The organism is Kitasatospora sp. NPDC059673 (assembly GCF_042734215.1).
Lineage (GTDB): Bacteria > Actinomycetota > Actinomycetes > Streptomycetales > Streptomycetaceae > Kitasatospora.
This window is the reverse complement of the sequence record NZ_JBHWEN010000028.1, coordinates 14,113-36,132: the sequence shown is the minus strand read 5'-3', so window position 1 is coordinate 36,132 and position 22,020 is coordinate 14,113. Positions and strand designations below refer to the sequence as shown.

Below are 22,020 nucleotides of genomic sequence, written 5' to 3'. Positions count from 1 at the left end.
CGCAGCGCCGATCCCCCTGCCACGTTGATCATTTGGCCGGTGTCACCCGCCCGCGCCTCCCACACCTGAACGCGCCACCCGGGTACCGTTCACCGGGTCATGCCCACGATTACCGACAAACCGGATCCTTCGCGGCCCCGTCCGGTCCTGACCGCCTTCACCCGCCTGTCGCCGTTCCTGCTGATCGCCGCGGCCGCCGCCGCGGACAGCGAGACCCCGGCCGGCCAGCGCTACGACCGTTTCGTGGTGGCCGCCCCCGCACTCGCCGCCGCCAGTTGGGGCCCCGCCGGGACGCTGGCCATCGGCGGCCTCGCGGTACTGACCGAAATCGTGCTGGCGCTGATCCGGGACCACAGTGTCGGCGCGGCCGGCGCCTCGGTGATCGCCGCGACCGTCACCGTCACCCTGGCCGCCGCGTACACCGCCGCGCAACGGGTGCACCGCGAACGCGACCTGGCGATGGTCCGGTCGGTCGCGCAGACCGCCCAGGAGGTGGTGCTGCGCCCGCTGCCGGACCGGATCAACACCGTCGATCTCGCCCTCTACTACAAGGCCGCCGCCGAACAGGCCCAGATCGGCGGCGACTTCTACGAGGCGGTGCGGACCCCGTTCGGGGTGCGGATCATCCTCGGCGACGTCCAGGGCAAGGGTCTGCCGGCGGTCGAGCTGGCGGCAGCACTGCTCGGCTCGTTCCGCGAGGCCGCCTACGACTCCACGGACCTGCCCGCGCTGGCCAGCCGCCTGGAGACCGGCCTGAGCCGGTACGCCGAGCGGGCCTCCTCGCCGGACGCCGCCGAACGCTTCGCCACCGCCGTCCTCTTGGAGATCCCCGACGACCGCCCCGAGGCCCGCCTGCTCAACTGCGGCCACCCGCCGCCCGTCCTGATCCAGCCCGGTGGCGTGCGCCTCCTCGAACCCGAGGTGCCGCTCCCGCCACTCAACCTGTCCGGCCTGGTCGCCTCCGACTACCGCTCCGTGACCATCCCCTTCGGCCCCGGCGACCGGGTCCTGCTCTACACCGACGGCGTCTCCGAAACCCGCGACCGCCAGGGCGAGTTCTACCCCCTCCCCGACCGCCTCGCCCGCTGGACCGCCGACCCCTCCGCCACCCTCCTCCACAACCTCCGCCGCGACCTCCGCCACTACGCCGGCGGCCCGCCCGACGACGACGTGGCCGCCCTCCTCGCGGCCCGCCACACCGAACCCGCCAGGCCGCCGGAGCACTGACGGGGAAGGTGACCGGGCGGTAACCTCGGGGCCGTTGCCGTCCACGAAGGAGCCCGGGTGTCCGAGGACCGTTCCGCCTCCCCGCTGCGGATCGCCGTGTTCGGGGCGGGCAGCATCGGCTGCCGCCTCGGCGGGGCGCTCTCGACCGTCGCCGAGGTGACGCTGATCGGACGTCCCGCCGCGATGGCCGAACTCGACCGCGCCGGCCTGACGTTGACCGGCCCGGGCACCCGCCGCCTGCACGCCCGGCCACACACCGCCGTGAACGCCTCGGCCGCCGCCGGAGCCGACTACGTCCTGGTCACCGTCAAGTCCGCGGACACCGCCGAGGCCGCCCGCCAACTCGCCCCGCACCTGGACGAGCACACCACCGTGATCAGCTTCCAGAACGGCCTGCACAACGCCCGCCTGCTCGCCGAAGCCCTCCCCGGCCACCGGGTCCTGGCCGGCATGGTCCCGTACAACGTGGTCCGCACCGGCCCGAACGCGTTCCACCAGGGCACCGACGGCCGCCTGACGCTCGCCCGCACCCCCACCACCGCACGACCCGGCACGACGCCGCCCCCGACCGCCGAACGGTTCGCCGCCACGAACCGACCCCCGGCGGCCAGCCACACACCCGCCCCCGAGCAGGCCGAACCCACAGACGAGGCCTCGGCCGTCCCCGCAACGCAGCCGCCCGCAGGACACTCCCCCACGCCCGCCGAGCAGTTCGCCGTCACAGAGCAGCCCCCGGCCCCCGCACCCTCCCCCTCCACCGACCAGCCGCCCGCAGGACACTCCCCCACGCCCGCCGAACACACCGACGCCGCTCAGCAGTTCGCCGCCACGGCCCTTGCCGCCGGCCTGCCGGCGGAGTTGCGTGACGACATGCCGCAGGTGCAGGCGGCGAAGTTGCTGATCAACCTGAACAACGCGGTGAACGCGCTGTCCGGCCTGCCGCTCCGTGAGCAGCTCGGCGGTCGGCCGTACCGCCTGGTGCTGGCGCGGTGTCAGCGTGAGGGCCTGGCCGCGTTGCGGGCGGCGGGGCTGACGCCCGCCCGGCTCGGGCCGGTGCCGGCGCGGTGGATGCCCGCCGTGCTGGCGCTGCCGGACTCACTCTTCCGGCGGCTCGCGGCAGCGAGTTTGCGGGTGGACGCGCAGGCCCGGTCCTCGATGTGGGAGGACCTGCAGCGTGGCCGCCGCACCGAGGTCGACGAACTCCAGGGCGAGGTGCTGGCCCTCGCCGCCCGGCACGGGCTGGCCGCGCCCGCGAACCGTCGGCTGCTGGAGCTGGTCCGGGAGGCCGAGTCCGCACCGACCCCGCCGTCCTGGTCGGGGCCCGAACTGCTGGCCACCCTCGACGCTCCGGCCCGCTGACCAACCCACCGCCGGAGCCGGCCGGGGGGGGGCAGGGCCCGCCCCGGCCCCGCCGTCCTGGCCGCGCTCCACGCTCCGCGCTCAGGCCCGCTGGTCGCCCGGCTGCTGCATCGTCACGTTGCTGGTGTCGACCCGGCCGATCTGCAGGGCGATGCCGTGCACGTCGGCGCTGATCTCGTTGTGGATGGTGGTCACCTCGATCCGCGGCGCGCCGGCCTGCGGGGCGATCTCGTCGAGCAGGGCGCGCAGTTCGGCGACGGCGGTCGGGTCCTCGCGCAGGACGGTGAGCAGGCGCTGCTCCCAGTCCTGGCGGACGTTCTCGCGGACTGCGGGCAGGTCGTTCTCCTCCGCGTCCAGCACCTCGGCGTAGGCGAGTTCCATCCGGGCGGCCTCCACCCGGCTCTCGCGGCCGCGGGTGAGCAACCGGCCGACCCGGTCGCGTACCTGGCCCCACAGGTCGGTGGCCACTGCCCCGACCAGTGCCGTCGCTCCTGAGGCCGCCAGTTCGGCCAGTTCGGTCCCCACCATGTCTGCTGCCACCCCTCGTCGTTCGCGTGCTGCTGCCCCTAGCCTAGTGACGCGCACCGACCGCCGTGGGCGGCTTTTCCTCCCGGACCGGAGAGCAGGCGTACCGCCATGACCCACCCGTGGACCACCCATGGTGTCGAACTCTTCTCCCCGACACCGTCCGCAAGCGTTTCCGCCCGGACGCGGACGGCGACCCGGATCGCGAGTGGCGGGCGCTCACCCTGCTCGACCGGTTCGCGCCGGGCCTGGCACCCCGCCCGCTGTCGCTGGCCGGACGCACCGTCACCATGACCAGATTGCCCGGACTTCCCCTGCGCGGCGCCGAGTTGACGCCCGCCCAGCTGGACGCTGGCCCTCGCCACCGACCGTCTGCTGCACGCCGTCCCGCCCGAAGCCGCAGCCGCGCTCCCGGAGCGGCGCTGGTACGTCCGCGACTCGGTGGCCGCGATCCGCCACCGCGCGATGCGGCCCTCGCCGCCCGCGCCGGCGGCCGGACTGGCAGCCGCGCTGGCGGCCGGGCTGCGCTGGTTGGCAGGCGCGGAGGCCAGGTTGTCGGCGGGGTGTGCGGCGGCGCCGGTGCTCGGGCAGGCGGACGGGAACCTGGCCAACTTCCTCTGGGACGGCGCCGAGGTGCGGCTGGTCGACTTCGAGGACTCGGGGCGCAGCGACCGCCCGTACGAGCTCGCCGAGTTGGTCGAGCACCTCTCGGCGTGGGTGGACACCGACCTGGACGCGGCGGCGTTCCTCGGCCGGTTCGCGCTCTCCCCCGTCGAGCAGGCCCGCCTGTTGGAGTGCCGGCGTCTGTTCGCCCTGCTGTGGCTGGTGTTCCTGGTCACCGACCCGGCGACGGCGGCCCGCAACCCGGCCGGCACCGCCGAGCGGCAGGCCGCCCGCCTGCTGGCCCTGCTCGATGTCCCTTAGGCCAGCGTCTTCTTCAGCACCGTGGAGCTGTGCCGGACCGTCATGCCGGCCTTCAGGTAGAGGTCGAGCGCGCCGGTCGCGGAGTGCGTCCACAGGGTGCAGCTGCGCAGGCCGGCGGCTCGGCAGGCGTGGAAGGTGTGGCGCAGCAGGTGGCGGGCGATGCCGCGGTGGCGGTGGTCGGCGTGGACGGCGACGGTCTCCACGTAGCCCTCGTCGGTGTCGGGCCGGTCGAGGGCGAGGGCGGCGCCGACCAGGTGGCCGTCGGGGGTGAAGGCGAGCGGGGAGCGGTCGGCGGCGAAGGCGGGGCGGCGCACGGTGTGGGTGGCCCATTCCTCGAAGTCCTTGCGGCGTTGCTGCCATTCGTCGAAGGCGTCCTCGGTGAGGCGGTGCGCGGCGTGCTCGTCGGCCGGGTCGCCTGCTCGGAAGGGGCGGACGGTGATGCCCTCGGGTGCGGGCGGCAGGTCCTCGGGCAGGTCGTCGAGGCCGATGGCGAGCAGCCAGCTGGTGACGGCGGGGCGGAAGCCGTGGGCGTGCAGCAGTGCGGTGGCGGCGGTGTCGCGGTCGGGGACGACCTGGGCGAGTTCGGCGGTGCCGCGTTCGCGGGCGCGTTGTTCGATCCAGCGCAGCAGTGCGGTGCCGATGCCGCGGCCGCGGTGGTCGGGGTGCACGTCGGCGTCGGTGCGCCGGTCCGTCCAGGCCCAGCCGGCGAGTCGGCCGTCGCTGTCGTGCACCAGCAGGGTGTCGGCGGCGGGGTCGAGTCCGGGGCGGGCGAGCACGGTGGCGAGTGCGCCGGCGTCAGTGGTGGCGGTGCCGTCGAGGGCGCGCTCGCAGGTGTTGACGAGGGCCTGGACGGCGGGGAGGTCGGTGACCGGGTCGATCGGCCGTGCGGTGTGGCCGGGGGGCAGTTCGGCCTGCGCCATGAGGGCTCCTTCGGTGGTGCGGACGGGGTGTCGGCGGGTTGCGGACGGGGTGTCAGCCGGTGGTGGCGCGCAGCAGTGCGGGCAGCTGCCGCAGGTCGGAGAAGAGTACGGTGCCGGGGCCGGTGAGCGTGTCCGCGCCGGTGGGGCCGCCGGTGTGTGCGGCGACGTCCTCGCCGAGGCGCTCGGCGACCACCTGCCGGCCGGCGCCGTGCGAGCGTCCGGTGAAGTGCCGTGCCACTTCGGCCTCGGTGAGCGGCCGGCCGAGTTGCGCGCCGACCTCCTGCTGGACCCGCACGGCGATCCGCTCGCTGTCCGCCAGGACGCCGTCGCAGTCGAAGATCACCAGTTCGACAGGTTTGTTCGAGTCGATCATCCGGTCAGCATATTTCGCGTCCGCCCGAACGCCCGTTTCAATAACGGAAATTGACTAGCCGTCGGGGCGTGGCGTCGATCACGGATGCCCTCGGGGCGTGACGACGCGGCCTCCCGGGCCACCACCGCCCGGGAGGCCGTGCTCACCTCCGCACCCTCAGCCCAGCGTCAGCCAGGTGATCCCGGCGCGCTCCACCTCGGCCTGCTCGGCGGCGTCCAGCTCGGCCCGGCCGGTCGCCTTGCGCAGCAGTGTCGCCCGGTCCCAGCCGAGTGCCGAGCGGACCGTCGGGCCGTCGGCATCCGTCAGCAGCAGGTCCTCCAGTACGTCCGAGGCCTCGTCCGTCAGCCAGGCCGGGCGGCCGAGCGCGTCGGCCAGGTCGAGCCCGTGGACGGCCAGTTCCACCACGCGGGTGACCATGAAATCGGTGAGCAGCATCGGGTCGCCGTGCCGGGTCCGTACCACCCGCGCCTCGGCCTCCGTCTCGAACCGGTCGGCCACGCCCCGCCACGTCCGCTCGAACTCGCCGACCGGATCGGTGCCGCCGCCCGCCGTGTCGCGGGCGAGCGCGATCCGCGCGCTGTTGGTGGCCGCGTCGAACCGTTCGCCGGGACGGTAGTACCCCACCGCCGTCACCTCGGCCCGCTCCGGCTCGGGCGCCGCCACCATCGCCTCCACCCGCCCGACGGCGACCCGGACGTGCGCCAGCAGTTCCACCACCGTCCACGGCGCGCACCGTGTGGCCCGCGCCCACTCCGCTTCGCCCAGCCCGGCCATCGCCACCCCGAGCGCCCCGGCCTCGGCCCGAAACGCCTTCCCCACCAGTTCGGTTCGCATACCGGCTCACGCTACCCGCCCCCGGCGGGCGGTCGGAACGCGCGCCTCCTGCGGCGGCTCGGGACCCGGGCGACGACGCCGGCGCGTCCGGCCGCGACCGGCCCGGGCTCAGGACCGGGGCGGGGTGCGGATCGCCAGGACGGCCATGTCGTCGTGGCCGTCGCCGGGGTGCCGGTCGGCGAGGAGGCGCACCAGCTCCTCGAGTGGCCGATCGGCGTGCGCGGCGGCGAGCCCGGCGAGGGCGTGGAAGCCCTCGTCGATGTCGCGGTCTGGGCGTTCGACCAGGCCGTCGGTGAAGAACACCACGGTGGCGCCGCTGGGGAGCGGGTCGGTGTGGTCGGGGCGGTGCAGGTCGGGGTCGACGCCGATCGGGATGCCGGGCTCGCCCTCCAGGTACCAGGTGCGCCCGTCCGGCCCGAGGACGAGCGGCGGCGGGTGCCCGGCGGTGCTCCAGTGCATGGTCCAGCCGTCCCCGGCGGCGGGCTCGATCCGCGCCAGGCACGCGGTGGTGACCGGCAGGTCGGTGATGGCCTCCACGGTGCGGTCGAGCTGGCTCAGCACCGAACTGGGCGGACTGCGGCGGTCGTACAGCAGCGCGCGCAGCATGTTGCGGGCCTGGGCCATGGCGGCGGCGGCGTGCAGGTCGTGGCCGACCACGTCGCCGATGACGGCCGCGCACGCCTGGTCGGGCAGGATGACGGCGTCGTACCAGTCCCCTCCGACGCCGGCCGGATCGGCGGCGGTGCGGTACGCGGCGGCCCCGGTGAACGGCGACAGGTCCGGCAGCGTGGGCAGCAGTAGCCGCTGGAACTGCGCGGCGCTGTCCCGCAGGTACCCGAACAGGCGGGCGTTCTCGATCGCGATGCCCGCCGCACCCGCGAGTGCCTGCACCACCTCCTCGTCGGCCCGGTCGAACGGTTGCCCGTCCCGCCGCTCCGACAGGTACAGGTCGCCGTAGATCGCCCCTCGGACGGTGATCGCCACGCCCAGCAGCGTCCGCATCGGCGGATGGCCCGGCGGAAAACCCACCGACGCGGGATGCGCGGCAATGTCCGCCACCCGCAACGGCTCGGGGTGCCGGATGAGTTGCCCCAACACGCCCCGCCCGCGCGGAAAATCGATCCCTGCCAGGTCCGCCCGCTCCTGCGGCGACAACCCGGCCGTCACGAACTGCTCCAGCCGGTCCCCCGACGGCGCGAGAATCCCGAGCGCACCGTACCGCGCACCGGCCAGCTCCATCGCCGTGGTGACGATCCGGTGCAGCACCGCCGGCAGATCCAAGTCCCCGCCGATGGCCAGCACCGCCGACAGCAGCCCCTGCAACCTGTCCCGCGCCTCGCCCAGCGCACGCAACTGCGCCGCGATGTCCTCCGCCTGCTCGCTCATCGCCCCCAACGGTACGCACGAGAGCACCGTCCCCACCGGGCAACACGCGCTGCACGACCCGCGCGCCCTCCTTTTTGCCGGGGCCGCAGGGCACCGGTCGGCCACAGCACGCACCATCTCGCACAGGCCACCGGCACGTTGTCCTGTCGTCCACAAGGTCCGGGCGCCCGTTCATCGATCAACTGCCTTGCCACTCCCCGCCATCGGGGACGCGGGCCACCTGCTCCAAGCGGCCCGCGCCGAGCACCTGCGCCACCACCGCCCGCCCCTCCTCCCGCCCGCCAGGTCGCCAAGCAGTTCACCGGCCGCCACCACGGATTACCCACCCGCCCTGCTACGGCAGCGCGAAGCGCCACATGTCGCGCAGTTCGCCGCCGACCTCCTGGTGCGCGGGCACCAGCGTCTCGCGCCGATAGCCGGCCCGTTCGGCGGTGCGCAGCGAACCGGTGTTCCACGGCTCCACGTACAACTCGACGCGCGGGATGCCGAGTTCACCGAATGCCCAGGCCGTGACGGCAGTCAGCCCGGCGGCCGCGACACCCTGGCCCCGCCCGCTTCCGGACACCCAGTAGCCGGCGGTGGCGCAACCCCGCAACGGCAGTTCGCCGACCCACAGTCCGACGTTCCCGACGGCCCGTCCGTCGGGGGCCTCGATCACGAACGGGTACCCGGTGCCGATCGCGGTCCGCCGCCACTGCCGGTGCACGAACGCGTCGGCCTCCGCGTCGGAGTACGGCGCGGGCACGGTGGTGATCAGCGGGATGTACGGGTCGGTGGCGGCCTCCCGCAACAGCGCCCGGTCCGTCAACTCCCAGCGCCGCAGCCGGAATCCGTTCTCCGCCGCGATCTCCGGCATCACTCTGGGCAGGTCCACCCGACCAATCCTCGCCCATCGGGCCCGCCGCCGGCCAATCCACTCCGGGCCGGACTCCCGCAACGGTGATGTCGGAAAGCTGCCAGCCTCCGCCCGGGTGGCCTGCTGAACTGGCCGGACACCGAACGGCCCGGCACAGGACGGAATTCATGACCCCGACGACCTCCGCTGCTTCCCGCCCCCGGACAACGGGCCGACCGCACCGATCGCCCGTGGTCGGGTGGCTGTCCGTGGTGGCGGTGATGCTGGGGATCTTCTCCATCGTCACGACCGAGATCCTGCCGATCGGCCTGCTCACGTCGATCGGGTCCGACTTCGCCGTCTCGGACGGGACGGCGGGGCTGATGATGACCATGCCCGGCTTCCTCGCGGCGATCTCGGCGCCGCTGGTCACCGCCGCAACCGCACGCATCGACCGCCGGACGATGCTGGGGGCGTTCATGGTCCTGCTGGCCTTCGCGAACGGCCTGGCGGTGGTCGCGCCGAGCTACGGGCTGGTGGTGGTGTCGCGGGTCCTGGTGGGCGTCACCATCGGCGGCTTCTGGTCGATCGCGGCCGGGGTCGCGGACCGGCTGGTGCCCGCGGACCAGGTCGGCCGCGCCGTCTCGGTGATCTTCTCGGCCGTCCCGCTGGGGTCGGTGCTCGGGGTGCCGGTCGGCACGTTCATCGGCGATGTGGCGGGCTGGCGTGCGGCGTTCGTCGTCATGGGCGCGCTGTCTGTCGGCGTGGTCGTCCTGCTGCTGGCGGTCACGCCGCCCCTGCCGCCGGCCGAGGCGACCCGGCTGAGTGTGCTGGGCGGCCTGTTCCGCCGCGTGAACATCCGCTTCGCCCTGCTGCTGACCTTCCTCGTCGTGCTGGCCCATTTCGGGGCGTACACCTATCTGACGCCGTTCCTCGAACAGGTCACGCATGCGGGCCCGGAGCTGATCACCGTCTTCCTGCTGACCTACGGAGCCGCGGGCATCACCGGCAACTTCCTCGGCGCTTCCCTGGTCGCCCGGCGTCCCCGCACCGGTTTCGGCGCGGCGGCCGCGCTGCTCGGCGGAGCCACTCTGCTGCTGCCGGTGCTGGGCGGCTCGAAGACCGGCGCGGTGAGCCTGTTGTTCGTGTGGGGTGTCGCCTACGGAGCGGTACCCGTGGCCTCCCGGACGTGGTTCGTCAAGGCGGCCCCCGACGCGCCCGAGGCGGCGTCAGTGCTGTTCACCTCCTCCTTTCAGGCAACGATCTCGCTCGGCGCCCTGGTCGGGGGAGGCATCGTGGACCGCACCTCCCCGTCCACGGTCATGGCCCTCGGCGGCATCACGGCCGTCCTCGTGGTTCTGGCCGCACTGACCCACTCCGCCCGCGGCCTCACCTGGCCGGACGGCAACCGCCGCTGAGATTCGCCCCATGCCCGGCGCCGGAGTTCGGCCGCCGGTCATGGGGCAGAGGGCTCGGTCATCAGGCAGTGCGGCGAGTGGGACGGCACTGCCCGCACCACATTGCCGGGGATACGGCGCTGAAGTCGTCAGGGGTTGCGTTTATCCATGCTCCGCCCGCCGTTCTGCGCCTGCAACCGAAGATGCACATGCCTGGGGTGACGGATGGCGGCGGCACGATTGACGTGCAATGCTTTCTGCAGTTTCGGGTCCGTAACTCATATCCCCAGCCCAACGGCGGGGCATCGAGCGGCCGTACTCGACCAGTTGCGGATTGTTGCAGCCGCGCCATCCTGGAAATAGGGTTGGACAGCTCGTAGAGGTGGCCGCCGCTTCGACTGTGGACGCCTGGGCGCGGTCGCAAGTCCCGCCTGTGCCCGGCCCCCTCGCCGCCGGCGCCACCCTGGTCATGACCCTTCCCTTCTGGATCCCGCCGGCATCAAGACCCATGGCGTCTCTTACACCGCAGAGCAAGCCAAGCAAGAGGGTTGGCCGATCGTCTTTTGAGCGCCAGGCCTGCGAGGATCTCGGTGCAGCCACCGGATCAGCGTTCGCGCCTTCGCTGGAGGACAGACATGGGACAGCAGCTGAAGATTCCATTCGTGAACGGGATGAAGGTTGGCCTGGGCTTCGATCTGCTGACCGGCAGCCCATCGAGCGACCCGGCAATCCAGAACCCGCAGACCAGTCCGCCACAGACTGGCGGCGGGCAGACCGTCACGACGACCTTCCGCCTGGTGCAGGAGGCCGACTCGCTCCAGGATGCCTTGGGACTGTCCGCCGCAGTGTCCGGCAGCTACGCGGGTTTCTCCGCGACGGCGAAGATGCAGTTCGCGAACCAGTGCGCGGTAACGCAGTACTGCCTGTACGTGGTGCTGGCGGTGGAGGTCATCAACTCCTGTGTGACGGTGGACGCGCCGGCTCTCGTTCCGGACGCGACCGACCTGCTGACCACCGGGAAGACGGATCATTTTCGTGAGCGCTTCGGCAACCGATACATCTCCGGCCTGAAAACCGGTGGTGAGTACTACGCGGTATACCGTGTGCAGAGTTTCGACGAGCAGGAGCGCACTGACATTGCGGCGCAAATCTCGGCGAGCTTCCACAACCCAGCCTTGCGGGCAAATCTGAACACTGCCGTCGAGAGCAGGAAGTCCACCTCGCGCAACGAGCTGAACGTGGACGTCTTCGTGTACTCGGCCGGCGGGATCAGTGAGACGGAAACGGCGCTGTCAGAGATGATCGAGAAGGCACACAAGTTCCCGACCCTGGTCTCGGGCGGCCAGGCTATTCCCTACCAGGCCCTCCTCGACGAGTACAGTGGGTTGAAACTCCCGGGTGACAATCTGAATTTCTTCGATCAGGAGCAGCAGACCGAGTGCCTCCTCTTCAATTCCCGGCTGCTGAACGACTTCACGACGCTGGTCAACGATATCGACTTTATCCGCAAGCATCTCGATCGATTCCACAATCCGGACGGGTCACCGCCGGACGACGCGGCCCTGCAGCAGGCCCGTCAGCAGTGCCTGGCCATCGTCGACCAGTTGACCAGGGCCATCTCCGACTGCACCCGGGATGCCTCCACCTGTGTGCACTTCACCCAGTCACCCGAGGACTTCACAAGCCGGCTGCCGATCCTGCGCGAACCCCGGCCGGGTCTGCAGCGGGTTCCGCACCTGATCGGGACGAAGGCCGTAATGCCCTCCGGGATCTTTGAGTTCACGAAGAACCGGATGGTCGTGGACCTCCTGGGCGAGCAGGGGCTCTACTTCATCATCGACAACCCCGAGGTACTGGACTTCGGGGCGCTGGGCTCACCCCCGTTGCCCGACGCGGGCACCATCGTCGGACAGACTCCCGCGAACGGCACGTTTGTTCCGAGCGGCAGCGTACTGCACGTCAGAGTGTCCCCACTGCAGGCGAATCCCGGACCGGAAGTCTGAGCGAGGCGACGATGGCGGCGCAGACAGAGATCCCGTTCCTGGACGGAATGAAGGTGGGCCTGGGCTACGACGTGCTGACCGGCGTAGCGACCAAGAGCCCGGCGGTGATGGGCACGTCGCTGACGGCGCCGGCGCAGGCCGGCGGGCAGACCGTGACGAAGACCCTGCAGATCGTGCAGGAGTCGAGCGTCCTGCATCAGGCACTGGGCATCTCCGTGGACGTGAGTGCGGGGAGCATGCTTGGTGATGCCAGCGCGAAGTTCAAGTTCGCCAGCGACATCGCGGTGAACAGCTTCTCGCTCTACGTGGTGGTGGGCGTCCAGGTCTTCAACGCGACCCGGACGCTGGACAACCCGGTGCTGTCGAAGGAGGCTGCAGACCTCCTGCGCGAACACAAGACCGCCCGTTTCCGCGACCGGTTCGGGGACCGGTTCGTCCTCGGGGTCAAAACCGGGGGCGAGTACTTCGCGATCTACAAGGTGGAGAGCCTGGACGCGACGGAACGCTCGTCGATCGCTGGGGAGATTCATGCCCGCGCAGGCGCACCCGGTGTCGCGGGCGGCTCGCTCGACGCCGACATCTCCTCGAAGATCGCCACCTCCAAGGGCAAGCTCGACGTGAGCGTCTACGTCTTCCAGGCTGGTGGCTCCAATAAAGGGACCGAGACCACCCTCGACGCGATCATGCAGAAGGCTCGCGTGTTCCCGACCCTGGTCGGAGTCGACCAGGGCGTGCCGTACTCGATGCTGGTGCACGACTACAGGGAACTGGCGCTCCCCGGCGACGAGCTCACGTTCATCGACGTGCAGAACCAGCAGGACGTCCTGACCTTCAACGCGAGCCTGCTGGACGGGTTCAGCACCGTCATCAACGACATCGACTTCGTCCGCAAGAACATCGACCAGTTCAAGAACGCGGATGGCAGCAACGTCGATGACGCGGTGCTGGCCAAGGCGCGTAAGGACTGCTTGCAGCAAGTGGATGCGATCCGGTTGCAGATGTCGAGGTGCTCCAACGATGCCACCACGTGCATGCGCGTCCAGTCCGCTCCGGAGGACTTCGCGCGCCTGCTCCCGAAGATCGGGGATTCCACCCGGGTCACGGTCCCGAATATGGTGGAGCAATTCCCGATCGCCACCCTGGGCTTCACGTTCGGCGATCACCACAATCTTCTCGTACCCCCGTTCCCGGCGGGCTTCCCCGCCCCGTTTACCGGCGAGCCGATCGTCCTCGCGGGCGAGTTCGGAAACCTCGCGTATGTCGCTGACCTCGCCGCCGACGACATCCATCCACCACCGTTCGGTGGGGCAGTCTTCGTTAAGGCGCAGGACCCGCCAGGCGGGTCGGTGGTGTCGAAGGGGTCCACAGTCAAGCTGGCGCTGCGAATCGGCGACACGGCGCCGTGAGGCCGTCCGTACCGGCGGTTCGATCAGTCGTGGACGAGGCGTCCCAGGACGGTCATGGCCGCGATCACGGTCTGCCGTTCCGCTTCGGTGCACTTGGCCTGGAGTTCGGCGGCGAGCCATTCGCTGCGGGCCCGTCGGCCGTCCTCGGCGCGGCGGCGGCCCTCGGGGGTGAGCACGATGAGCATTCGGCGGCCGTCGTCGGGGTCGCGGCGCCGTTCCACCAGGCCCTGTGCGGTGAGGGCGGCGATGGTGGTGGCCATCGACTGGTGGCGCATGCCCTCGGCGACGGCCAGGTCGCTGGTGGTCAGGCCCTGTCCGTCGCTGTCCAGCAGCCGTCCCATGGCGGAGGCCTGGGTGAGCGTCAGGTCGCCCGTTCCGGCGGCGGCCCGGATGCGTCGGCGCAGGCGGCCGATCACCGACCGCACCTGCTGCGAGGCCTGCACGGCGGACGGTGCGGCCTCCGGGTCTTCACTCATGGGGGCCACCCTAGGTTCCCGGCGGCCCGAATGTACCGGCGAACTGTACATTCGGGCCGCCGGGAAGCCCCGCCCGGAAACCGCCCCCGCCCGGAAGCCCGGCCCGGATCCGGCGCCCGGAAGCCCGGCCCCGGCGCCCGGAGGCCCGGACCCGGCGCCCGCCGGAGGCTCACTTCGGCGCCACGAAACCGCCGATCTCCCGCTCCAGCAGTTCGGCCAGCCGCAGCGGAGTGCGGTCCTCGTACATCGGGCCGATGATCTGCACACCCACCGGCAGGCCCTCGGGGGACGGCCCCGTCGGCACGGCGGTGGCGGGCAGGCCGGGCATGGTGGCGACGCCGGCCCAGACGAGCTGGTCGAAGTACGGGTACTCGACGCCGTCGATGTCGAGCAGGCGCTCCAGCGGGTTTTGGTGGTGGTCGTGCGGGAACGCGGGCGTGGGCGTGATCGGGCACACCACGGCGTCGTACTCGGCGAAGAGCTGCCGCCAGCCGTGGCGGTGGAGCTCGCGGCGCATGTTCAGCGCGACCCAGTCGCTGTGGCTGAGCACCATGCCGCGCAGCCGCGCCGCGTCGAGGCTCTGGTCGTCAGCCGCCAATTCGGCGGCGCGGGCCTGGAGTTGTGCACGGGCTTCGACGGGGAAGTGTGCGGTGGCGCCGGAGAACAGGAACTGCTTGTAGATCACCGCGGCTTCGGCGAGATCGGGCAGCAGCGGGCTGTGCCGTTCGACGCGGGCGCCGCCGGCGGCGAGCGCGTCGGCCACCCGGGTCAGGCCCGCCCGCACGGCGGACCCGGTCGGGATGAACGGGTGCTCCTCGACGATCAGGGCCCGGAAGTCGCGGAGCCACTCGTGGCGCGCGGGCGGCAGCGCCAGCCGGTACGCCACACCGTGCGTCAGCGGGTCCGGCCCGGCCATGACGTCGAGCAGCAGCGAGAGGTCCCGGGCGGTGCGCGCCATCGGGCCGACGACGACGAGGTCCTGTTCGGTCGGCAGGGCCGGCCCGGGCGGCGGAACCGCGCCGCGGCTCGGCAGAAGCCCGAGTGTCGGCTTGTGCGCGTAGATGCCGCAGAAATGTGCGGGGGTGCGCAGCGAACCGGCGAGGTCGGAGCCGATGGACAGCGCGCCGAAGCCGGACGCCAGGGCCGCCGCCGATCCGCCGGAGGATCCGCCGGAGGTTCGAGCGTGGTTCCACGGGTTGTTGGTGGTGCCGTAGATCTCGTTGAAGCTCTGTATGTCCTGCAATCCCCGGGGCACATTGGTCTTGCCGAGCACCACCGCACCCGCGGCCTTGAGCCGCGACACCTGCAGCGCGTCCTCGGCCGGCACGAAGTCCCGGTGCGGCGGCATGCCCCAGGTCGTGGGCAGGCCGGCGATGTCGTAGGACTCCTTCACCGTCACCGGGATGCCGAGCAGCGGCCGGTCCTCGCCGCGGGCGCGGGCCTGGTCGGCACTGCGCGCGGCGGCCCGGGCTCGTTCGAAGTCCGGCACGCAGATCGCGTTGATCGTCTTGTCGTCCCGCTCGATGCGGGCGATCGCCTCTTCGGTCAGTTCCGCCGAAGTCACCTCACCTGCGCGCAGGGCAGCGAGGAGTTCTTCGGCCGATCGGAAGTTCCGCTCCATGAATCGGACCGTACCCGCCTCCCGGACAGGGCACGAAACACCATTCCGCACAACAGATCGCCGCTCCGAAGACCCGTCAATTCCGGTCCGTGCGCAGGCAATCGACCCGACCGGAAGAGAACCTCAGGACAGCACCAGCCCGTAGTCCGCCAGCCAGCCGCGCACCTGGGACCGCTCGGCGCGGGCCAGCGAGCCGCCGGTGAAGCGCGGGTCGTCGGTGACCTCGGCCAGACAGGCCGCCGGCGGCACGAACGTTTCCGCGTCCTCCGCGGTCTCGAACTCCGCCTCCGCCAGCACCAGTCCGAGCAGCCGACCGTCGAAGACGTCGATGCCCAACGGGGGGACGCTCAGCCGGGTCTTGGTCAACTCCCGGCCGGGCAGCGAGTCCAGCAGCAGGGCGTACTCCTCCTCCGAGAGGTACAGGTTGGTGATCAGGCCCTGCTCGGCGCCGGTCGTGCCCGGCGGCGCCGGGATCTTCTGGGTGAGCTTGTGGGCGCACTCCCCGGTGTCGATCCGCTCGACGTGCCGCAGCCGCAGGCGGGTACCGTCCACGTACCGGTCGGTGATCAGCCGGGCGCAGGTGACGGCGCCAGGGGCCGGGACCCGGGCGAGCAGGAAGCGCCGCTCCCGCTCCACCCTCGCGTACCTGCTCCCGACCGCCTCCGCCGGGCCGTGCCCCGCTGCCTTCGAACCTGCCGCCTCCGAACCCGCCCTCGCCGGGCCCGCTCCCGTCCTCACCGGGCCCGCTCCCGTCCTCACCGGGCCCGTTCCCGTCCTCGCCGCCGGCGAATCGCCGCAGCGCCGCCCCTCCGCGTCCTGCGCCCCCATGCCGTGTCTCCCCGTTGCGTGTTGTGCCGCCGCGCCCGCACCGCTCGTGGCGGCACACCGCGCGACCTCCCCGGACCGGCCCCGCGTCCCCTCGGGGGCGGCCGTCCCCAGCGTAATGTGCGAACCGGCCCGGGGCGGCTGGATGTTCCTCATCTCCGCCGCTCCGGCTACTGGTTGAGCGAGGGGAACAGGTCGAGGAACGGTTGCGTGGTGACCGACATGCCGCGCCCGAACGGGTCGTCGAAGTCCCAGATCAGGAACAGCGAGAAGCCGATCAGCGCGCTGAACGTGCCCGCCAGCACCAACTCCCGTCCGGAGCGCCGGATCTGGAGCGCGAACAGCATGCCGATGGTGACCAGGGCACCGACGATCAGGCCGAACCAGACCACACCGGGCATGGTCGGACCGGTGTTGCCGCCACGGGAGTTACGGGTCTCGTCGGCGATGGCGATCTTGTCCATCATCGACTGGTACGCCTGCGCCTCGATGTCGTTCTGCGGAGCCCGGGAGGCCACGTCGGTACGCAGCTTGGCGAGCAACTCGGTTCCCTCGGGGGAGAGTTCCCCTTCGGTACGCATGTGGTGCCACTCGTTGTTCACCACGAACGACACATAGGCGTCGATGTCCTTGACGACCGTCGCCCGGTAGTCGGCGGGGAACACCTCGGCCCGGACGCCGACCTCGTGCAGCGACTGCGCCTCTCGCTGCACCTCGTCCTGCGCGGACGACCGGGTCTCCCAGACGCCGGCGATCGCCAGGCCCAGCACGATGGCGTACACGACGCCGATCATCATGGTGATGTACTCGATGACGTCGGGCGTCTCCGAGGTGTCCTCGTGGCCGTCGGTCTTCCGGTGCCTCACCAGCATGACCGCGACGACGACCAGGCACGCCCCGGCCATCGCGAGGGCGAGCGCCACCCATTCGGACATGACAGGTCCTCTCCTGTAGCTTGCGTCAACAACTTGACTGAAACGACGTCTACTTGACGTAGCGTCAGGAACGCCCGCGCCGCCCGGCCGCAGCCCGGGACTTCCCGCTCGGACGCAGCGCCGCGGCGGCGATCACCGCAGGAACGGTGACCACCAGCATCCGGGTGGTGGTCGGGGCACCGTGACGCTTGGGCGGTGCGGCGTGCACCAGCGGCGGCGGCAGCCGGACGGACGACGTCGGCGCGGGGCTCGGGGCAGGCGTCTCCGGTACGGGGGTGGGCGGCGCGGGCGCGATCGGCGCGGCGGCGCTGCCAGTGGGCGTGGGCCGCACCGGCGCGGGTGTCGGCGGCGCGGGCTTCGGCGGTGTCGGCGTCGGGGTGGGTACCGGCGAAGGCGAGGGCGCGGGCGAATGCGTCGGCGACGGACTGGGCTTGGGAGTTGGTGCCGGTGTCGGTGTGGGACTGGGCGTCGGCTTCGGGTGGCAGTGGTGCCCGTGTCCGTCCCCGTCCCCGTCCTGGTCGTCTCCCCCGCCATGGCCATGGCCGTGCCCGCCGTGACCCCCCTTGTCCCCGTGTCTCCCCCCGTCCCCCTTGTCCCCCTTGGCCCCCTGTGGCCCGTGCTGCGGGTTCAGCGGGAACGGGACGCCGGCCCCGCCCTCGACGTCCATCTCGACGTACGACCCGGCGACGTCGACGGAGGTGTGCACGTGGACGCAGATCTCCATCCACCGCCCGTCGCCCCGACCGCCCACCGTCGTGTCGGTCCGAGTGGTGGTCTGGGTGGCCCCGGTGAGCACCGCGCACCCCACGGCGACGCCGACAAGCACCCCGGCCGTCCGAACTCCACGTTGCGGCACGGGCGCAGGTAAGGTCTCCGCCGCTGCCCCGCTGTTCGCGGGCGGCCGGTCGTTCCGCTGCCTGGGCGTGTGCATGGGCATGGTCCAACCTTCCTGTGGCTGTGGACGATCGAGCCGGCCCCGTGACGGCCGGAGCGCAGTCGAGGGCACGTCGGAGGACCGGTGCCGTTCCGCCGCAGAAACGAAACAGCATGATCAATCCGACGTACCCTCAACTAGGGCCTGTCCGGCCGATCTTGTCGGATCAGCGCGCGGCTCCCCCAGCCCTTGGGGGCTGGGAGGTACCCCCATTTCGCGCCCGGCTGGGCGTGCCGCCGGAACGTCCTCGTACTGGGTGTACTTGGATGTTTCGGCGGTGCGTCCGTGGGGGCACCTCCCAGCCCGCCAGGGCTGGGGGTGGGGGCACCTCCCGGCCCGCCAGGGCTGGGGGCGGATGATCCGGCGTCGCGCGCCCGGCAAGATCGGCCGGACAGGCCCTAGGTGGAGCGCCGTTTGGTTACGGCCTCCGACGGTCCACCGTGGTCTTCCTCGTAACAGCTCTCGGCCCCTGCCTCAGCGGACGGCGATCTCCACGTTCTCGAGCACGCCGACCGCGTCCGGCACCAGGATGGCCGCGGAGTAGTACGCGGTGACCAGGTAGTTGATGACAGCCTTCTCGTCGATGCCCATGAAGCGGACCGACAGGCTGGGCTGGTACTCGTCGGGGATGCCGGTCTGGTGCAGGCCGATGACGCCCTGGTTGTTCTCGCCGGTGCGCAGCACCAGGATGGAGCTGGTGTTCTCCCGGGTGATCGGGATCTTGTTGCAGGGCAGGATCGGCACGCCGCGCCAGGCGGGCACCTTGTGGCCCTGGAGGTCGACCGTGTCGGGGTACAGGCCGCGCGAGTTGAACTCGCGGCCGAGCGCGGCGATGGTCTTGGGGTGGGCGAGGAAGAACTCGGAGTCGCGGCGGCGGCTGAGCAGTTCGTCCAGGTCGTCGGGGGTGGCCGGGCCGGCGTGGGTCTGGATCCGCTGGTCGAAGGCGCAGTTGGAGAGCAGGCCGAACTCGCGGTTGTTGATCAGCTCGTGCTCCTGGCGCTCGCGGAGCGCCTCGACGGTGAGCTTGAGCTGCTGCTCGATCTGGTTCATCGGCTGGTTGTAGAGGTCCGCGACGCGGGAGTGGACCCGGAGCACGGTCTGCGCGATGGACAGCTCGTACTCGCGCGGCTTGAGCTCGTAGTCCACGAACGCGGTGGGCAGCTGGAACTCGCCCGCGTGGCCGGCGGACATTGCGATCTCGGCCTCGCCGAGCTCGTTCTGCCGCTGCAGCGGCAGGCTGGCGAAGTCCCGGATGTGGGCCTGGAGGCTCTCGGACTGCGCGAGCACCGACTCGAAGTCGGCCCGGCTGAGGGTGAGCAGGGTGCCGGAGGTCTTGGCGGTGGCGGTGTAGTCCCAGCTGGCGTCGCCGTCCAGCAGGGCGTTCTCGCCGAACCGGTCGCCGTCGCCGAGGACGCCGACCACCGCGTCGTCACCGTACTTGCCGGTGGAGACCTGGTTGATCTTGCCGTGCGCGATCAGGTGGATCTTGTCGGACGGGGTGCCGCGCTCGGCCAGGGTCTCCCCGGCCCGGAAGTCGCGCTGCACGCAGCGGTCGGCGATCGCGGACAGCACGTCGTCGTCCTCGAAGCCGCGCAGCAGGGCGAGTTCACCGAGCTCCCGGGGGATGACCCGGACGTCGCCGCCGGTCTGGATGAACTCGATCCGGCCGTCGCCGACCGTGTAGGTCAGACGCCGGTTGACCCGGTAGGTACCGCCGGAGGTCTGCACCCAGGGCAGCATCCGCAGCAGCCAGCGGGAGGTGATCTCCTGCATCTGCGGTGCGGACTTGGTGGTGGTCGCCAGGTTGCGTGCGGCGGCGGTGGTGAGGCTGGTCTGCTGGCGCTGCGCCTGCTGAGTCTCCGGGCTGCTGTCCACGGACATCGGGCCGGGCTCTCCTTCGTCTCGCCACGAGAGCTGACGCTGCGTCAGATCCGTGGGTGGGTGGGGTTCTTGGCAAAGATCAAGATCAAGGGGAATGGCTGAGGGTCTCGGCGGGACTTCGGGTCACCGGGCCGCCCACCGCCTCCCGAACAGTAGATCTTCGCCACTCCCAGGGCCGCCCGCATGGCCGAGGGTGCACCCAATCAGGTGAATCTTGCCCCCTGGAGGATTGGGACTGACTCCGTCCGGTTTGCCATCCGGATGACAGCGCGGCAACTCAGATTGACCGCGAACCACCCGCCCCGCACGCCACAGCGCCCCACTCGACCGGATCGACACCCCGCCGACCGGCCTCGGACCGGGCGCTCTCCGAGGCCGCCGCGACAGTGGAGCACCGACCGCCCTCCCCTCGCCGTCGCACTGCTGCCGCCCCGGCGCGACGCACCGCCGGCCACCCGCCCCTCGCCGCCACCCCGCTTCCGGCCCGGTGCGACACACCGCCCCTCGACCCGGCCTGCCGCCGTTGAACCTTCCGTTACCGCCCTGCCGGGCAGGAAACACCCGCCGGCTCCGCGCTTTCCCCGCATTCCACTGCCGCCGCCGCTTTCGTCCGCCCCCGCTGTCGTCCGGCCCCGCTGTCGCCCGGCCCGGAATTCCGCAATCTTTTACCTGACGGACCGTCAAGATGTCGCCCCAAGGCCGAGAAAAGGCCATCGATGGGTGCCAGGAATTGGCCGTCCCCTCCTCCCGACCTGTCACGCCGGTGAGCGTTTCCGCCCGTCCGGCCTCCCGGACGGGGCCCGCATGCCTGCGCCGGGCCTATTGACCGCCGGGTTGCGCCGCCGCATACTCCCCCTGTCCCCGACCGCCACCGGTGTTCGCGGGGACTCCGGTGGAACGGATTATCGCTACCTGGAGGATCGGAATTGGCTGGGCCGTGGGAGGGACTTCCGCGCGATTTGTCGGCCGAACTCAGGGCGGAGCAGCAATCCTTGGCGTCCGAGATCATCCGGGAGATCAGGTCCGCCGTCCCGGAATTCGCCCGCCCGCTCTCCGGCCAATTCGGCGCCGGAATCCAGCAGGGCGTGGAGACCGCGCTCGCCGAGTTCGTCGACCGGGTCGCGGGGCTGCCCGCCCCCGGCCCCCGGCAGGTGCGGGTCTACCGCTCACTCGGCCGGGGCGAACTCGCCGAGGGCCGCAGCCTGGACGCCCTCCAGGCGGCGTTCCGGCTCGGCGCCCGGATCGCATGGCGCCGGTACGCCCGGGTGGCCCGCCGTCGCGGTCTCGGCCCGGAGCAACTGGTCACGCTGGCCGAGGCGGTGTTCGCGCACATCGACGAGGTCGCGGCGACCAGCGTGCAGGGTTACATGGACGCCCGCACCGACCGGGCGGGCGCACTCGGCCGGGCCCGGCACCGGCTGCTCGACCTGCTGCTGTCCGGTGCCGGGCCCGCCGAACTCACTGCCGCCGCGCAGTCCGCGGACTGGCCGCTGCCCGCACTGCTCGCCGGGGTGTCACTCGACCCGCGCTCCCCCGCACCGCTTCCCACCGCCCGTCAACCACTGGCCCGCGTCGCCGCGTTCGGCTCCCGGCCGCCGGGTGGCGGGCGGTTGCCCGAGCACGTCCTGGTCAACCTGGACGGCCCGCAACCGCACCTGCTGCTGCCCGACCCGGCGACGACGCTGGCCGACCCGCGAATCGCCGCCGCCCTGCACGGGCGCGGCGCGGTGATCGGCCCGCCGGTGCCACCTGCCCTGGCGGCGCAGTCGCTGCGCTGGGCCCGGCTGCTCCGCGCCTCCCTCCCGCAGGCCCCGGAGCAGCCGGTGGACTGCCGCGAACGCCTGGCGGACCTGCTGCTGCTCACCGACCCGGCCCTGGTCCGCCTGATCGCCGAACGCCGCCTGGCCCCGCTCGCCCCCCTCACCCCCAAGCAACGCGAGCGCCTCGCCGCCACCCTCCTGGCCTGGCTCCAGACCGGCCGCGGCACCGCCCCCCAGGTCGCCGCCCGCCTCGGCATCCACCCCCAGACCGCCCGCCAGCGCCTCCACCGCGTCCACCGCCTCTTCGGCCCGTCCCTGTCCTCCCCCGACGCCCGCTTCGAACTCGAGGTCGCCCTCCGCGCCACGCCCGTCCCCTAGCTCCGGCGGCTCCCCCGGCAG

The 22,020-nt window shown here is 71.9% G+C and carries 19 protein-coding genes; 7 read left to right on the top strand and 12 right to left on the bottom strand.

Features of this window, described 5'->3' with window-relative positions:
* The first annotated feature begins 99 nt into the window (after positions 1 to 99).
* Together ACFV18_RS27160 and ACFV18_RS27155 are read left to right on the top strand one after the other, a co-directional pair.
* On the top strand, positions 100 to 1,227 hold the full coding sequence (locus tag ACFV18_RS27160) for a PP2C family protein-serine/threonine phosphatase (RefSeq protein WP_380487545.1): 1,128 nt from the start codon (positions 100 to 102) through the stop codon (positions 1,225 to 1,227).
* Between the two features lie 57 nt (positions 1,228 to 1,284).
* Complete coding sequence (locus ACFV18_RS27155) at positions 1,285 to 2,586, top strand: 2-dehydropantoate 2-reductase N-terminal domain-containing protein (RefSeq protein WP_380487543.1); 1,302 nt, start codon at positions 1,285 to 1,287, stop codon at positions 2,584 to 2,586.
* Positions 2,587 to 2,667: 81 nt separating this feature from the next.
* Here ACFV18_RS27155 and ACFV18_RS27150 read toward each other — a convergent pair whose 3' ends face one another.
* Positions 2,668 to 3,114 (bottom strand): hypothetical protein, encoded by a 447-nt coding sequence (locus tag ACFV18_RS27150; protein ID WP_380487541.1) that lies wholly within the window; start codon positions 3,112 to 3,114, stop codon positions 2,668 to 2,670.
* A 348-nt stretch (positions 3,115 to 3,462) separates the two neighbouring features.
* Here ACFV18_RS27150 and ACFV18_RS27145 point away from each other — a divergent pair, with 348 nt between their 5' ends.
* Entirely contained in the window at positions 3,463 to 4,035 is a 573-nt protein-coding gene (locus ACFV18_RS27145) for a phosphotransferase (protein WP_380487672.1), read from the top strand.
* Here ACFV18_RS27145 and ACFV18_RS27140 read toward each other — a convergent pair.
* From ACFV18_RS27140 to ACFV18_RS27120, 5 genes are all read right to left on the bottom strand, one after another.
* Positions 4,032 to 4,955 (bottom strand): GNAT family N-acetyltransferase, encoded by a 924-nt coding sequence (locus ACFV18_RS27140; RefSeq protein WP_380487540.1) that lies wholly within the window; start codon positions 4,953 to 4,955, stop codon positions 4,032 to 4,034. The genes ACFV18_RS27145 and ACFV18_RS27140 overlap by 4 nt on opposite strands.
* A gap of 52 nt (positions 4,956 to 5,007) precedes the next feature.
* Positions 5,008 to 5,328, bottom strand: coding sequence for a hypothetical protein (locus ACFV18_RS27135; RefSeq protein WP_380487539.1), 321 nt, complete (start codon positions 5,326 to 5,328; stop codon positions 5,008 to 5,010).
* A 156-nt stretch (positions 5,329 to 5,484) separates the two neighbouring features.
* Complete coding sequence (locus ACFV18_RS27130) at positions 5,485 to 6,162, bottom strand: maleylpyruvate isomerase N-terminal domain-containing protein (RefSeq protein ID WP_380487537.1); 678 nt, start codon at positions 6,160 to 6,162, stop codon at positions 5,485 to 5,487.
* Between the two features lie 108 nt (positions 6,163 to 6,270).
* Positions 6,271 to 7,548, bottom strand: coding sequence for a PP2C family protein-serine/threonine phosphatase (locus tag ACFV18_RS27125; RefSeq protein ID WP_380487534.1), 1,278 nt, complete (start codon positions 7,546 to 7,548; stop codon positions 6,271 to 6,273).
* Between the two features lie 334 nt (positions 7,549 to 7,882).
* On the bottom strand, positions 7,883 to 8,422 hold the full coding sequence (locus ACFV18_RS27120) for a GNAT family N-acetyltransferase (RefSeq protein WP_380487532.1): 540 nt from the start codon (positions 8,420 to 8,422) through the stop codon (positions 7,883 to 7,885).
* Between the two features lie 149 nt (positions 8,423 to 8,571).
* On the opposite strand from ACFV18_RS27120, the gene ACFV18_RS27115 reads away from it, so the two are divergent.
* From ACFV18_RS27115 to ACFV18_RS27105, 3 genes are all read left to right on the top strand, one after another.
* Positions 8,572 to 9,801 (top strand): MFS transporter, encoded by a 1,230-nt coding sequence (locus tag ACFV18_RS27115; protein ID WP_380487530.1) that lies wholly within the window; start codon positions 8,572 to 8,574, stop codon positions 9,799 to 9,801.
* Positions 9,802 to 10,415: 614 nt separating this feature from the next.
* Positions 10,416 to 11,783: a hypothetical protein gene (locus ACFV18_RS27110; protein ID WP_380487527.1), complete on the top strand. Its 1,368-nt coding sequence runs from the start codon at positions 10,416 to 10,418 to the stop codon at positions 11,781 to 11,783.
* Positions 11,784 to 11,794: 11 nt separating this feature from the next.
* Positions 11,795 to 13,189: a hypothetical protein gene (locus ACFV18_RS27105; protein WP_380487525.1), complete on the top strand. Its 1,395-nt coding sequence runs from the start codon at positions 11,795 to 11,797 to the stop codon at positions 13,187 to 13,189.
* A 23-nt stretch (positions 13,190 to 13,212) separates the two neighbouring features.
* Here ACFV18_RS27105 and ACFV18_RS27100 read toward each other — a convergent pair whose 3' ends face one another.
* The 6 genes from ACFV18_RS27100 to ACFV18_RS27075 all read right to left on the bottom strand — a co-directional run bounded on the left by ACFV18_RS27100 (position 13,213) and on the right by ACFV18_RS27075 (position 19,861).
* A complete protein-coding gene (locus ACFV18_RS27100; RefSeq protein ID WP_380487522.1) occupies positions 13,213 to 13,665 on the bottom strand; it encodes a MarR family winged helix-turn-helix transcriptional regulator in 453 nt (150 codons plus the stop codon).
* Positions 13,666 to 13,834: 169 nt separating this feature from the next.
* The gene (locus tag ACFV18_RS27095; RefSeq protein ID WP_380487521.1) at positions 13,835 to 15,286 is read right to left on the bottom strand and encodes an amidase; all 1,452 of its coding nucleotides are present in this window, start codon (positions 15,284 to 15,286) and stop codon (positions 13,835 to 13,837) included.
* 123 nt (positions 15,287 to 15,409) lie between these two features.
* The gene (locus ACFV18_RS27090) at positions 15,410 to 15,922 is read right to left on the bottom strand and encodes a hypothetical protein (RefSeq protein WP_380487519.1); all 513 of its coding nucleotides are present in this window, start codon (positions 15,920 to 15,922) and stop codon (positions 15,410 to 15,412) included.
* A 359-nt stretch (positions 15,923 to 16,281) separates the two neighbouring features.
* Positions 16,282 to 17,046: a hypothetical protein gene (locus tag ACFV18_RS27085; protein ID WP_380487516.1), complete on the bottom strand. Its 765-nt coding sequence runs from the start codon at positions 17,044 to 17,046 to the stop codon at positions 16,282 to 16,284.
* A 64-nt stretch (positions 17,047 to 17,110) separates the two neighbouring features.
* Positions 17,111 to 17,377: a hypothetical protein gene (locus tag ACFV18_RS27080; protein WP_380487514.1), complete on the bottom strand. Its 267-nt coding sequence runs from the start codon at positions 17,375 to 17,377 to the stop codon at positions 17,111 to 17,113.
* A gap of 1,077 nt (positions 17,378 to 18,454) precedes the next feature.
* The gene (locus tag ACFV18_RS27075; RefSeq protein ID WP_380487512.1) at positions 18,455 to 19,861 is read right to left on the bottom strand and encodes a family 2B encapsulin nanocompartment shell protein; all 1,407 of its coding nucleotides are present in this window, start codon (positions 19,859 to 19,861) and stop codon (positions 18,455 to 18,457) included.
* A gap of 992 nt (positions 19,862 to 20,853) precedes the next feature.
* On the opposite strand from ACFV18_RS27075, the gene ACFV18_RS27070 reads away from it, so the two are divergent.
* On the top strand, positions 20,854 to 21,999 hold the full coding sequence (locus ACFV18_RS27070; RefSeq protein ID WP_380487510.1) for a PucR family transcriptional regulator: 1,146 nt from the start codon (positions 20,854 to 20,856) through the stop codon (positions 21,997 to 21,999).
* Positions 22,000 to 22,020 lie beyond the last annotated feature (21 nt).